Genomic DNA, 12,559 nt, shown 5'->3' on the forward strand with positions numbered 1-12,559 from the left:
CCAGCAGGGAGTTGCCTCATGTCATCGACACCGTCCGACGCATCACGACGTCAAGTCATCGCCCGCACCGGCGCGTTGGGTGCGGGCATCGCCTTCACCGGCGCGCTCTCCGAGGTCTTCGCCGGTACGGCCCTGGCCGGACCGCGCGGCGGCGGAGGGCACGGCCGCGCGGGCTACGGGCCGCTGCTGCCCGACCCCAAGGGCCTGCTCGACCTCCCCCGGGGCTTCCGCTACAAGGTCCTCTCCCGCGAGGGCGATCCGCTCAGATCGGGCGAGGGGACCGTACCCAGCAACCACGACGGCATGACGGCACTCCGGGGCCGTCGCGGGCGCGTGCACCTGGTGCGCAACCACGAGAACCGGCAGAGCGCGAAGTTCGCCGTGCCCACGGTCAAGGGCCTCACCTACGACCCGGCGGCCAAGGGCGGCTGCACCGCGCTCACCCTGGACGGGCGCAACAACGTGCTGGAGGAGCGTGTCGGCATCGCCGGTACGGCCGTCAACTGCGCGGGCGGGCCCACCCCGTGGGGCACCTGGCTCACCTGCGAGGAGAACGAGGAGAGGGCCGGGACCGGCGGCTACACCAAGGACCACGGCTTCATCTTCGAGGTCGACCCGGCGGACCCGCACCGCACCGGGGCGGTCCCGCTGACCGCGATGGGCCGCTTCCAGCACGAGGCGATCGCCGTCGACCCGAAGAGCGGGATCGTGTACGAGACCGAGGACGCCTTCGCGTTCCCGTTCGGCCTCTTCTACCGCTTCCTGCCCAAGAAGCCCTGCGGCGGGGTGAATTCGCTGCGGGCGGGCGGGACGCTGGAGGCCATGCGGGTGCCCGGCGTGCCGGACCTCTCCGCCGTCCACGAGCCCGGGCGGAGCTTCGGCGGGGTGGAGTGGGTGCCGGTGCCGGACCCGCTCGCGAAGGAAACCCCCGTACGGCTCCAGGACTTCGGCAAGAAGGGCATCACCCACGCCCAGAAGCTGGAGGGGTGTTACTGGGGCGGCCACGACGACAACGCCGTGTACTTCGTCTCCAGCTACGCCAAGACCAAGGAGGGTTCGCTCAAGGACCACTTCGGCCAGGTGTGGAAGTACGAGCCGAACCGGCGCCGTCTCACCCTGGTGGTGGTCTTCGGCCCGGACACCGACCACCAGCTCCCGGGCGAGTACCCGGACAACATCTGCCTCGCGCCCAGCGGCGGCCTGATGGTGTGCGAGGACGGCGACGGCGCGCAGCACGTCTTCGGCCTGAGCCGCAGGGGGCAGGTCTACCCGATGGCCCGGGGCCGCCAGAACATCGGCACGCCCGAGGCGCCGGAGTGGGGCGAGTTCGCCGGGGTCACCTTCTCGCCGGACGAGTCGACGATGTACGTCAACTGCTACACGCCGGGGACGACTTTCGCGGTGACGGGACCCTGGGACGACTGACCCGGGCAGCGGGAGAGGGGGCGTCGGCATGGGGTCGGCGCCCCCTCTCCCGTACCCCAACACCATGGATGCGTAAAGGAGTTGCCTCCGGGCGGTCCGGGGATGGGCCGGGCGGGCCCGGCAGGTCTATCGTCGGAGATCAGGACCGGGACACGGGATCGGGGGATCGCGGGGGTGGTGCGGGACGAGGCCGTGATCGGCTGTCCGGGGGAACTGCTCGTCGGCACCCGCGGCGCCGCGGGACCCGGCGAGATCCTGGTGCGGGTCAGGGGCGGTTCGGAGACCTTCCTCGCCTGGTCCGAGGAGCCGCTGCCCCGGGGCACGACCGTGCTGGTGATCGCCTCGCGCGGCGCCCGCCAGGTGGACGTCGTCGAGTGGGCCGACCCCCTGGACCTCCTGGACCTCTAGCCCGTACGGCAACTCACGAGGAGTACAGGGATGTTCGGTTACCGGGTACCCGCACCCGATCAGGCGATGCTGATCTCCGGCGGCAGGCGCGGACTGGGCGGTGCGCCGTTCCGTGTGGTCACGGGGCACGGGAAGTTCGTCCTGCCCATCTTCCGCAAGACGCGCTTCCTCACGCTGTCGATGTGCGAGGCCGAAGTCACCGAGAACTGCGTGACCCGGCAGGGCATCGCCCTGCACGTGCGTGCGGTGATCGCGTTCAAGGTCGGCAACGACACCGAGTCCATCGTCAACGCCGGTCAGCGCTTCCTCTCCGACCAGGACCAGATGTCCGTCCTGACCGGCCGGATCTTCGCAGGTCATCTGCGGTCCATCATCGGCTCGATGACGGTCGAGGAGATCGTCACGGAGCGGCAGAAGCTGGCGGCGGAGGTGCTGGACACCTCGAAGGTGGAGATGGCGCGGATCGGCCTGATCGTGGACTCGCTCCAGATCCAGTCCATCGACGACGGGGACGTCGGCTACATCGACGCGATGTCCGCCCCGCACAAGGCGGCCATCCAGCGCCAGGCGCAGATCGCGCAGGCGCAGGCCACCCAGGCCTCCGTCGAGGCGGAGCAGGTGGCGGCCCGCAACCAGGCGGAGTACGCGCGGCAGACCGCGGTGGTCAAGGCCGAGTACTCGGCGGAGGTGGACCGGGCGCAGGCGGGGCCGCTCGCGCAGGCACACGCACAGCAGGAAGTCCTGGACGCCCAGACCGAGTTGGCGCAGCGGGCGGCCCAGTTGCGGCAGCAGCAGCTGGTGGCGGAGATCGTGAAGCCGGCGGAGGCGGAGGCGGAGCGCATCCGGGTGCTGGCGGTGGCGGAGGCCGAACGCATGCGCATCCAGGCCTCGGCGGCGGCCTCGCACGACCGGGTCGCCCTGGACCGGATGCTGATCGACCAGCTCCCGCTGATCGTGAAGGAGGCGGCGGGCGGTCTCGCGGGCGCGAACGTGAACGTGCTGAACGGGGCGGACGGGCTGGGCGAGATCGCGGCCGGGCTGGTCAGCCAGGGCCTGACGATCCTGGACTCGGTGCGGCAGAACCTGAACTCGGGCGAGGACCGGGACAAGGGCGGCTCCGCGGACCAGCTGGCGCTTCCGGGGTTCCTGGCGGGGAAGGGTGAGCAGGGAGGTCGGCGTTCCCCGCAGGACGGCCCGGTCGACCTCGACTGAGCGGGACGGGTCGGCCGGCCCGGCCCGAGCGGGACGGCCGGGTCGGCCCGAGCGGGACGGCCGGGTCGGCCTCGGCCGGGCGGGGCGGCCTCAGCCGGGCGGGGCGGCCCGGACAGCCTCGACCAGGCGGGACGGCACGAGCGGCCGCGGCCGAGCGGGACGGCGCGGACGACGCGTGCGTCCGGACCGGCCGGAGATGCCCGCGGCCCCTTTCCGTCGCACGATCAGGAGAACCGCCCGGAGAACCGCCCCGAGAACCGCCCGCCGCGAGCCCGCCCGGACAAGGAGTTCCATGCCCAAGAAGGACAAGCACAAGCCGTCGCCCCCCTCCGTCCGCGACGCCCTCCGCGTTCCGGTCGGCGCCCCCGTCGACCTGTCCTCGTACGCCGCCGACGCCACCCCCCTCGGCCCGCGCGACAAGGAGCGGGGCGTCGCCGCCACCGCCCTCCTGGCCGACCCCCTCGCCGGTCTCCAGGAACGCCTGTACGCCGCCAGCACCGCGGGCGACCACCGCCGTCTCCTCCTGGTCCTCCAGGGCATGGACACCAGCGGCAAGGGCGGCACGGTCAAGCACGTGATCGGCCTGTTCAACCCGTCCGGCTGCCGCATCCGCGCCTTCAAGGCCCCCACCGAGGAGGAGCGCGCGCACTCCTTCCTCTGGCGGATCACCAAGGCGCTCCCGGAGGCGGGCGAGATCGGCATCTTCGACCGCTCGCACTACGAGGACGTCCTGATCGGCCGGGTCCGCGAGCTGGCCCCGCCACAGGAGATCGAACGCCGCTACGACCAGATCAACAACTTCGAGCGCTCGCTCACCGACAGTGGCGTCACGATCGTCAAGGTCTTCCTGCACATCAGTTACGAGAAGCAGCAGCAAAGGCTCCTGGAACGGCTCGACAACCCGGAGAAGTACTGGAAGTTCAACCCCGGCGACATCGAGGAGCGCGCCCTGTGGCCCGCCTACCAGGAGGCGTACGAGATCGCCCTGGAGCGGTGCTCCACCCCCGCCGCCCCCTGGTACCTGGTCCCCGCCGACCGCAAGTGGTACCGCAACTGGGCCATCAGCAGCCTCCTCCTGGAGCACCTGACGGCCCTCGACCCCCAGTACCCGAAGGCCGACTTCGACATCGAGGAGTGCCGCAGGCGGCTGCTCGCCGAGGCCCCCGACGTCACCGCAGGCTGAGCACCAGCTCCGGCCGGTCCCAGCGCACGGCGGGCGGGTTCGCCGGGACCGTGCCGACCGGCACCGCCCCCACGCTCCGGTAGAAGCCCTCTGCCGGGGGGTGCGAGACGATCCGCACCTCGCTCAGCCCCGCCTCCCGGGCGCGCCCGGCGAGGTGTCCGATCAGCAGGCGGCCGATGCCCAGCCCCTGCGCGGCGTCGGCGACGAACATCAGGTCCAGCTCGGGCGGGTCCAGGACGAGCGCGTAGAAGCCGAGGACCCGCCCGTCCGGCGACTCGGCGACGTACACCTCGTGGTGCTCGATGTAGTCGGGGCCGACCCGGTAGCCCTCGACCATCGACGCGTACGGGCCCTCGTAGGCGCGCGAGGTGCGGACGAGACGGGTGAGCCGCTTGGCGTCCTGCGCGGTGGCGCGACGGATACGGGCGGGCCCGTCCTGCGTAACGTGTGATCTCACTCCGAGAGTATTACCTGCGCGGGCCACGCCGTGCCGCAGCCGGACCCACGGGGAACGATCGGCTACTTTCCGTGAGTGACCATTTCTGTACGAAGAATGCTCGCGGCGGCCGTCCTGGGTGCGGTCCTGACCGGATGCGGGACCGGCGGCACCGGAAGCGGCGGCTCCGGAAGCGGTGGCTCCGGAAGCGGCGACGGTGCCGAGGCCCGCCGGTCGCCCTCCGCCTCCGTACCGTCTCCGTCGGCGACTCCCCCGCCCTCCCCCTCCCCCGTACCCACGGTCGCCGCCGGACCCGGCGGGCTCACGCCCGTGTTCGAACGGGCGCGGGGCAGGGGCGGCGAGAAGGTCGTCGCGCTGACCTTCGACGCGGACATGACCGCCGACCAGGGGCCCCGGGCGGCCCGCGGCGAGCACTTCGACCACCCGCAACTCATCGCCTCGCTGCGGAAGTGGAAGGTGCCCTCGACGGTGTTCATGACGGGGCGCTGGGCCGAGGAGTACCCGGACCAGGCGCGTTCCATCGGCACCGATCCGCTCTTCGAGATCGCCAACCACTCCTACAGCCATCACGCCTTCTCCGCCCCCTGTTACGGGCTGCCGACGGTCGAGCCGAAGGCGATGAAGGCGGACGTGGACCGGGCGTTCGCCGCCTTCCGCAAGGCCGGGGCGCGCAATGTGGTGCCGTACTTCCGCTTCCCCGGCGGCTGCTACGACGACCGCGCGCTGCGCAGCCTGGGGCCCGCGAAGGTGACGGCGGTGCAGTGGGACGTGGTCAGCGGCGACGCCTTCGCCACCGACGCGGACGCGGTGGCCGAGCAGGTGCTGGCCGGGGTGAGGCCGGGCTCGCTGGTGGTCATGCACTGCACCCGCAGCGCCGCCCCGACGACGGAGAAGGCGCTGCGCCGGGTGGTGCCGGAGCTGCGCAAGCGGGGCTACCGCTTCGTCAAGGTCTCGGACCTGATCGCGCGCCGCTGACGGAGCTCCACCGACCGCTCACCCGGAGCAGGCCGTGCGCTGGGCCTCCTGCCACTCGCAGACCGGGCAGTGCACGATCCCCCGGACCGTCTCCGGGTACTCGGTCGGCTTCCCGCACAGCACGCAGTCGGCCGTCGGGATCGGGTCGGCAGGCTGTTCGGAGGCGTCCATACCGAGGAGCCTACGCGGATACGAATGCGGGCTCAGCCCCTCCGCGAGCTGAGCCCGCACACCACTGCCCCGGCCGCCGCAGCCAGCAGCACCGCGACCGCGAGCGGCACGAGCGGCAGGGCCACCGCGCCCGCGTGCGAGCCGCCGACCAGGGCGTTCACCGTGAGGCGGGCCGGGGACCCGGCCGTGACCAGGGCGAGCAGGGTGCCGGTGGCGGTCAGGGCGATGCTCCAGCCGGTGCCGTGCAGCACCGGGCGGCTGCCGAGCGCGCCGACGGCGGTGCCGAGCAGGGCGCAGGTGAGGACGGCCAGGAGTCCGGCCCCGGCGGCGTCGAGCGGGTTGATCCGCACCTGCCCGTCCGTGTCGGCCCACTTGCTGACCAGCACCACGAACGCGGTGGCCGCGGCCCCCAGCGCCGCCGCGCAGCCGAACGCGGTGAGCAGCGCCGCCAGGTGCGCCCGGGCGGGCGAGGTGGCGGCCGCGGCGCAGTACCGGGCGGCGGGCGGCTCGCCCGTCACGCAGAGGCGGGTGAGCCAGGCGGCGACGGGGAGCAGGGCGGCCGCGCCGTAGCCGAGGGAGTCGAGGACCGGCTGCCCGCCCTGGACGCCGACGGCGACGAAGGCGGCGTAGAGGAGGACGGGGGCGAGCCAGCGCTGCGAACGGGCGAGGAGGGCGAGTTGGTAGCGGACGAGGGGGGCGAGGGCGGTCGTCGTCATGCTTGGCTCCTTTCCGGTGCGCGCCCTTCCGGGGCCTGTCGTTCCGCAGCAGGTGAGGCGTCCGGGGCAACTGCCCTGATGTGCCACGGGGGTTGGGAACCGAGCAGCACCCGCAGCACCCCGTCGGAGTGAACCGCGGGGACCGTCAGCGCCATCGCCCCGTCGGCGTCCGGTACGACGCGTGGCGCACCGGGCAGCCCGGCGGGCAGTGCCGCACCTCTCGGGCCGGACACGACGATCCGTACCCGCGGACCCGATTCGGCCTCCTCCGCCGGGGAGTTGACGCCCCGCAGCCCCAGCCCGGACACCTCGTGCGCCGCGTCCACCGCCCCGGCCAGGCGGCGCGGGTCGTGGTCGACGAAGGCGACTCTCGCCCCGGCGGCGACCCGTTCCGCGACGGCCCGGTCCAGCTCGCTCCTGGCGGCTTCGTCGAGGCCGGTCCACGCCTCGTCCAGGACCAGCAACTCCGGTTCGGCCATGAGGGCTTGGGCGACGGCGACCTTCTGGGCGGTGCCCTTGGAGAGTTCGGCGACGGGGGTACGGGCGTGGCCGTCCGCGCCGAAGCGCTCCAGCTGGGCGCGTGCCTCCTCGCGGGCTCGCGCCCGCCCCAGGCCGTGGATGCGGCCGAGGTGGACGAGGTAGCCGAGCGCGGTCAGCGGAAGCCCTCCGGGGAAGCGCTCGGGCACGTACGCGACCCGCTGCGGGCGGCCCTCGACGCGCCCCTCGGTGGGCGCGTCGATACCGGCCAGAATTCTCAACAGGGTTGATTTCCCGGTCCCGTTGGCCCCTTGGAGGCGGACCAGGGAGCCGGGGCGCAGCTCCAGGTCGACGCCCCGCAGGACCCAGTCGCCGCGCAGTCCGTACCGTCGTCCCACCCGTGACAGTCTCATCCGGGTTCTTCTCAGTTCGCGGTGGGCTTCGTCTGGGTCAGCTCGCTGGGCCGTACGATCACGAAGCCCTCGCCCTGGAGGACGAGCTGGACGGCTTCGCCGGAGCCGCCCCGGATCATCGACCCGACGGACTGCGAGCGGTGCAGCGAGGTGCTGAGCTGGGCGCTCCAGCCGACCACCGCGTCGGTGTCGACGTACACCGGCATGTTCCCGGTGACGGGGATGACGATGGGGTTGCCGTCGCAGATGACGGCGAGCTTGCCGTAGCCGGTGAAGAGGCTGTTGAAGAGGCCGCCGCCGGTCATTCCGGCGCCCTTCACCATCTTGATCTCGTAGCTGAGGGTGGCGTCGAAACAGAGCACGTTGCGGCCGTTGACGGTGAGGGCGTCGCCCTGGTCGAGGTCGACGATGAAGCAGTTCTGCGCCTCGTGCGCGAACCACGCCTCGCCCTGGCCGCGCACCGCCATCAGCGGCAGGCCCTCGCCGGTCACGGCGCGCTTGAGCATGCCACCGATGCCCTGGGCCTTGCGCTCGAACTGGAGGTTTCCCCGGTAGGCGATCATCGAGCCCTGGCGGGCGTGCATCTCGCCGTTGACGGCGTACTTCACCGACTTCGCGTTCTGGAGGGTCATGCCGGGGACGGTCGCCGGCTGGGCCATGTTCTCGGAGGCAAAAATGTCGCTCTTCATGCGGGTCATCCTCGCGCGCCGGGTTTTGGTCCGACAAGGAGTCCCACGTCACGCCCTGGCAAACTTGGCTCAATGAGCAGCAACGACACCTCCGGGGCACAGTCCGTGTCCGCCGCGCGCGACGCGGCGCCGCAGTTCGTCCTCCCCCTCGTGGTCCACATCGAGAAGACGGACCCGCCGACCCGCACGGACGCGCTGGAGACGGCGGCGCGGGCGGTCCTGACGATCCTGGCGGACGAGCGGTCGCTGACCGAGGACGGCGTCGAGGGCGAGTGGGCCCGGGTCATGCGGGACTGGCAGGACGCCCGGATCCGCAAGGTGGTGCGGCGGGCGCGCGGCGCGGAGTGGCGCAAGGCGTGCACGCTGCCGGGAATCACGGTCACGGGCAAGGCGGCCGAGGTTCGCGTCTTCCCGCCGGTCCCCCTCGACGGCTGGCCCAAGGAGCTGGCCAAGCTCCAGGTGTCGGGCACGGACCTGGACGACCCGCAGGACCCCGACTCCCCGGACCCCGGCGTTCCGGTCCTCTGGATGAGCCCCGACCTGGACATGTCGGCGGGCAAGGCGATGGCCCAGGCCGGTCACGGCGCGCAGCTCGCCTGGTGGGACCTGGCGGACGCGGACCGCACGGCATGGCGGGACACGGGCTTCCCGCTGTCCGTTCGGACGGCCTCCCCGCAGCAGTGGCGGGAGCTGACGGGGTCCGGCCTGCCGGTGGTCCGCGACGCGGGCTTCACGGAGATCGCCCCGGGCTCGGAGACGGTGATCGCGGACCACCCGGCGCTCAGGGCCTGACCGGCCGGGCCCACTGGGCGGCGCGGACCGTGCCCTCCTGGAAGGCGGTACGAGGCACGCTGATGCCGAGCGAGGTCTCCAGGGCGTGGAAGTAGATCTCGAACTCGGTCAGTTCGGGGTGGGCCAGCTCGGCCCGGCGGACGGCCCGGTTGAGGAAGTCGAGCGGGCCGCCGTGGACGTAGGGGGCGCGGCCCCGGTGGTACCAGATCAGTTCGATGACACCGTTCTCGTCGTCGGCGATCCGGCGGCCGTCCCGCATGAGGTCGAAGGTGTAGATGGCCTTCGCGGTACACGCGCTGAGGTACACCGATTCGGTGACGCCGAGCGTGCCGAAGCCCTGTCCTCCGGGTGACACCTCGTGGTTCAGGAAGAACACCCAGTCGCCCGCCTGCCCGAAGCAGAAGTGCTGCCACGCGTCGTCGGAGCTCCAGGCGCGGCCCATCGCCTTCTCCTTCGCGCGCAGGTCCGACAGCCGGAAGCCGTCGGCGACCTGGTCCGGGTCGGCTCCGAGGGCGAGGGCCACGTCGGCGGCGTCGAGGCCGTCACCCCGGTAGAAGTCCAGGCTGGTGTAGGGGTACTGGTCCTGCCAGCCGTCGGCGATCCAGGCGAGACCCTCCAACGGGTCGCCTGCGCAGCAGCCCTCGGGCGCCCCCTCGTCCACCGCGCGGAACCTCCTGCCCCACGCCGGGTCCACCCGGTCGAGCAGCTCGGCGCGAGAGGCGACGGCGTCCGTCCCGGTGCCGGTGCCGGGCGCTTGCGCGGCGTCCCGGCGGACCTGTATCCGCAGGGCGTCGTCCGCCGCGTGGTACAGGACCTCGTCCAGGTCGCGGCTGGTGAAGACCTCGCGGTAGGAGCCGTCCATGCCGCACACCGTGCCGTCGGGGCGCACGACCAGCAGGAGGCGTTCCTCCAGCTCCTGCTCGTGCTCCTCGTAGTAGTCGGGATCGGTCGTCGTCAGCGGCGGCTCGCAGGCACCGAGCGCGTCGCTGCGGTCGGCCAATTCCCGCCAGGCCCGGCGGATTACGTCTTCGGTGATCAACATGGCGCCGATTATGCGGGGCGGCACTGACAACGCCCTCCCGGCCCGCCCCCGCACCGCGTTCCCCTGAACATGTCGCGTGCCTCACACGTACTCACGAATGACCGCAAGTGGCTGAAGGATCAAGGCACTTGCCGGTTGATTCGTTCGCGTACCGCAGCACCACGCACAGCGTCCGGGAGAGATCTGCCCATGCCCCCCGCCCTCTTCGCCCTGTTGCGCCGGATCAACGGCACCGCGCTCGTCGTCACCGCCCTGATCGCCACGCTCGCCGCCCTCGCCTTCCCGGTCTGGTCGTACGCGGACCGCTCCGGCACCGGGCAGGCCAACCTCGCGGCGTCGTCCGTGCCCACCAAGTGGGGGCCGCTGTCGGCCGCCGACCGGGACCTGCTGGTGAAGGTGCGGCTGGCCGGGCTGTGGGAGCTGCCCGCCGGGCAGCAGGCCATCGAGCGGGCGCCCAGCCAGTCCGTCAAGGCCGCCGGGGACCACCTCGTCGTCGGGCACACCGACCTGGACGCCCGGGCCCGGTCGGTCGCCGCCCAGCTCGGCGTCGAGCTGCCCAACCAGCCGACCCCCGAACAGCAGGGCTGGCTGCGGGAGTTGACGGCGGCCACCGGGACGACGTACGAACGCCTCTTCGCGAACCTGCTGCGGCGCGCCCACGGCAAGGTCTTCGCGGTGATCGCCCAGGTCCGCAACTCCACCCGCAACGCCCTGATCCGGCAGCTCGCGGACGCCGCCAACCAGACCGTCCTGGACCACATCACCATGCTGGAGGCCACCGGTCTGGTCGACTTCGACGCGATCGCCAACGAGGCGGCGGGCAACGCCACCGCCAGCCCGACCGGCCCTCCCCCGCCCGTGCCCGGCGCGCCCGTCCCGGTGCCCCGCCCCGCCCGCCCCACCGGCACCCAGACCTTCACCTCGCTGCCGTCCGCGCCGACGGTCGGCGAGATCGGGAGCCCGGCCGCCCAGCCGTGACACGCGGGGGACGGAACCTCAAATCAACCTCTGAACGTCCCCCTTCCTGGATTCAGCGCCCCGTGACGGGGCCATGACCCCTGCACAGCACGCACCAAGGGGGACGGACATGGAACGCCAGGACCAGGGAACGAGGCTCGGCGTCGGCATCGGCTGGCGGCCGGAGATCGCCGACACCGTCGAGGCGCTGCCCGGCATCGACTGGGTGGAGGTGGTGGCGGAGAACATCTGCCCCGGCCACCTCCCCCCGTCCCTCCTGCGGCTGCGCGAGCGGGGCGCGTTGGTGATCCCGCACGGCGTCTCGCTGGGCATCGGCGGCGCGGACCGCCCCGACCCGGACCGCCTGGCCGCCCTCGCCGCGCGCGCGGAGGCGCTGGGGGCGCCGCTGGTCACCGAGCACATCGCGTTCGTACGGGCGGGGGGACAGCTGACCGCGTCCCGTGCCCTGGAGGCCGGGCACCTGCTGCCGGTGCCGCGCACCCGGGACGCGCTGCGGGTGCTGTGCGAGAACGTACGGATCGCCCAGGACCAGCTTCCGGTGCCGCTCGCGCTGGAGAACATCGCGGCCCTGATCGCCTGGCCGGGCGAGGAGCTGACGGAGGGCCAGTTCCTGGCGGAGCTGGTGGAGCGCACGGGGGTACGGCTCCTCATCGACGTCGCCAACCTGCACACCAACCGCGTCAACCGGGGCGAGGACCCGGCGCGCGCGCTGGACGAGCTGCCGGTCGAGTCGATCGCGTACGTCCATGTGGCGGGCGGCGTCGAGAAGGACGGCGTGTGGCACGACACGCACGCCCACCCGGTCACCGAACCGGTCCTGGAGGTCCTGGCGGAGCTGCGCTCGCGGGTGTCGCCCCCCGGCGTGCTGCTGGAGCGGGACGAGGACTTCCCGGGGGCGGCGGAACTCGCGGCGGAACTGGAGCTGATCCGGGGCGTCCTGGACGCCCCCCGCCTGGTGGGCGCGGGCGCCCCCGGGGCTGCGCGGCCCGGCCCCGCGCGCGAACCTGCCGTACGCCGACAGGCTGCTGCGCGCCGCCCGCAGGCCCCGTCCGCCGAGCCGACCCGCGCCGCCGGGCACGGGCCCGTCACCGGGACGCACACCACCGGCACGTCCCGCACCGCGGCACCGGCCACCACGGCGGTGCCGCCCGCAGCCCCCGCGCTCCCGGAGGGCGACGCCTCCGGGGGCCGCCCCGCGTCCAAGGACGCGGCCGACGCCGCCCGCAGTGGTCTTGCCCTCGCGCAGGCCTCGCTGCTCGAAGCGCTCGTCGCCGGCGGGCCCGTTCCCGAGGGCTTCGACGGGCCGAGGGTCCGGGTGCAGGCGCGGGCGCTCGTCGCCAAGCGGGCCGGGATCGTCGCCAAGGTGGCGCCCGAGCTGCCGCGCATCCTGGGCGGCGGGTACCGGCCCGCGTTCGTCGCGTACGCCGGGCGCCGTCCGCTGCACGGCGGCTACCGGCGCGACGCCCTGGACTTCGCCGAGCACGCCCTCGTGCACGCGCCCCTGACCCCCGCCCAGCTCCGCGAGCTCACGCACTGGTGGCAGGACCGCACCGACGCCCGCCCGCCGTCCCTCGCCACGCGCATCGCCCGCGCGGCGGCGGCCCTGGTCGGGAGGTGACGG

At 73.1% G+C, this 12,559-nt stretch carries 14 protein-coding genes; 8 read left to right on the forward strand and 6 right to left on the reverse strand.

What is annotated here, in order from left to right; all coding sequences use genetic code 11:
* The first annotated feature begins 18 nt into the window (after window positions 1–18).
* From ACIO3O_RS09775 to ACIO3O_RS09790, 4 genes are all read left to right on the forward strand, one after another.
* Complete coding sequence (locus ACIO3O_RS09775) at window positions 19–1,425, forward strand: alkaline phosphatase PhoX (protein WP_401744087.1); 1,407 nt, start codon at window positions 19–21, stop codon at window positions 1,423–1,425.
* Between the two features lie 174 nt (window positions 1,426–1,599).
* A complete protein-coding gene (locus ACIO3O_RS09780; RefSeq protein ID WP_401744089.1) occupies window positions 1,600–1,833 on the forward strand; it encodes a hypothetical protein in 234 nt (77 codons plus the stop codon).
* 30 nt (window positions 1,834–1,863) lie between these two features.
* Window positions 1,864–3,045 carry an SPFH domain-containing protein gene (locus ACIO3O_RS09785; protein ID WP_401744091.1) on the forward strand — a complete coding sequence of 394 codons (1,182 nt, stop codon included), beginning with the start codon at window positions 1,864–1,866 and terminating at the stop codon, window positions 3,043–3,045.
* A 292-nt stretch (window positions 3,046–3,337) separates the two neighbouring features.
* Window positions 3,338–4,228 carry a polyphosphate kinase 2 family protein gene (locus tag ACIO3O_RS09790; RefSeq protein WP_401744092.1) on the forward strand — a complete coding sequence of 297 codons (891 nt, stop codon included), beginning with the start codon at window positions 3,338–3,340 and terminating at the stop codon, window positions 4,226–4,228.
* On the opposite strand, the gene ACIO3O_RS09795 is transcribed toward ACIO3O_RS09790, so the two are convergent.
* Complete coding sequence (locus ACIO3O_RS09795; RefSeq protein WP_401744094.1) at window positions 4,215–4,685, reverse strand: GNAT family N-acetyltransferase; 471 nt, start codon at window positions 4,683–4,685, stop codon at window positions 4,215–4,217. The two genes, ACIO3O_RS09790 and ACIO3O_RS09795, sit on opposite strands and share 14 nt — an antisense overlap.
* 75 nt (window positions 4,686–4,760) lie before the next feature.
* Between ACIO3O_RS09795 and ACIO3O_RS09800 the strand changes: the two genes are divergently transcribed.
* Window positions 4,761–5,660 carry a polysaccharide deacetylase family protein gene (locus ACIO3O_RS09800; RefSeq protein ID WP_401744096.1) on the forward strand — a complete coding sequence of 300 codons (900 nt, stop codon included), beginning with the start codon at window positions 4,761–4,763 and terminating at the stop codon, window positions 5,658–5,660.
* 18 nt (window positions 5,661–5,678) lie between these two features.
* On the opposite strand, the gene ACIO3O_RS09805 is transcribed toward ACIO3O_RS09800, so the two are convergent.
* The 4 genes from ACIO3O_RS09805 to ACIO3O_RS09820 are packed head-to-tail and all read right to left on the reverse strand — an operon-like array spanning window position 5,679 to window position 8,126.
* On the reverse strand, window positions 5,679–5,831 hold the full coding sequence (locus tag ACIO3O_RS09805) for a hypothetical protein (protein ID WP_401744097.1): 153 nt from the start codon (window positions 5,829–5,831) through the stop codon (window positions 5,679–5,681).
* Between the two features lie 32 nt (window positions 5,832–5,863).
* Window positions 5,864–6,547 (reverse strand): ABC transporter, encoded by a 684-nt coding sequence (locus ACIO3O_RS09810; RefSeq protein ID WP_401744099.1) that lies wholly within the window; start codon window positions 6,545–6,547, stop codon window positions 5,864–5,866.
* Entirely contained in the window at window positions 6,544–7,437 is an 894-nt protein-coding gene (locus ACIO3O_RS09815; protein WP_401744100.1) for an ATP-binding cassette domain-containing protein, read from the reverse strand. Before ACIO3O_RS09815 ends, ACIO3O_RS09810 begins: the two co-directional genes overlap by 4 nt.
* 11 nt (window positions 7,438–7,448) lie before the next feature.
* Window positions 7,449–8,126: an AIM24 family protein gene (locus ACIO3O_RS09820; protein ID WP_401744102.1), complete on the reverse strand. Its 678-nt coding sequence runs from the start codon at window positions 8,124–8,126 to the stop codon at window positions 7,449–7,451.
* Between the two features lie 72 nt (window positions 8,127–8,198).
* Here ACIO3O_RS09820 and ACIO3O_RS09825 point away from each other — a divergent pair, with 72 nt between their 5' ends.
* Window positions 8,199–8,918: an aminoacyl-tRNA hydrolase gene (locus tag ACIO3O_RS09825; protein WP_401744104.1), complete on the forward strand. Its 720-nt coding sequence runs from the start codon at window positions 8,199–8,201 to the stop codon at window positions 8,916–8,918.
* Here the strand turns inward: ACIO3O_RS09825 and ACIO3O_RS09830 are convergent.
* Window positions 8,908–9,960, reverse strand: coding sequence for a hypothetical protein (locus tag ACIO3O_RS09830; RefSeq protein ID WP_401744106.1), 1,053 nt, complete (start codon window positions 9,958–9,960; stop codon window positions 8,908–8,910). The two genes, ACIO3O_RS09825 and ACIO3O_RS09830, sit on opposite strands and share 11 nt — an antisense overlap.
* Window positions 9,961–10,173: 213 nt before the next feature.
* Here ACIO3O_RS09830 and ACIO3O_RS09835 point away from each other — a divergent pair, with 213 nt between their 5' ends.
* Both ACIO3O_RS09835 and ACIO3O_RS09840 read left to right on the forward strand, forming a co-directional pair.
* Window positions 10,174–10,938 (forward strand): DUF4142 domain-containing protein, encoded by a 765-nt coding sequence (locus ACIO3O_RS09835; RefSeq protein WP_401744477.1) that lies wholly within the window; start codon window positions 10,174–10,176, stop codon window positions 10,936–10,938.
* A gap of 109 nt (window positions 10,939–11,047) precedes the next feature.
* Entirely contained in the window at window positions 11,048–12,556 is a 1,509-nt protein-coding gene (locus ACIO3O_RS09840) for a DUF692 domain-containing protein (protein WP_401744108.1), read from the forward strand.
* Window positions 12,557–12,559: the final 3 nt, after the last annotated feature.

The sequence above is a fragment of the Streptomyces sp. NPDC087440 genome, assembly GCF_044744005.1.
GTDB lineage: Bacteria > Actinomycetota > Actinomycetes > Streptomycetales > Streptomycetaceae > Streptomyces.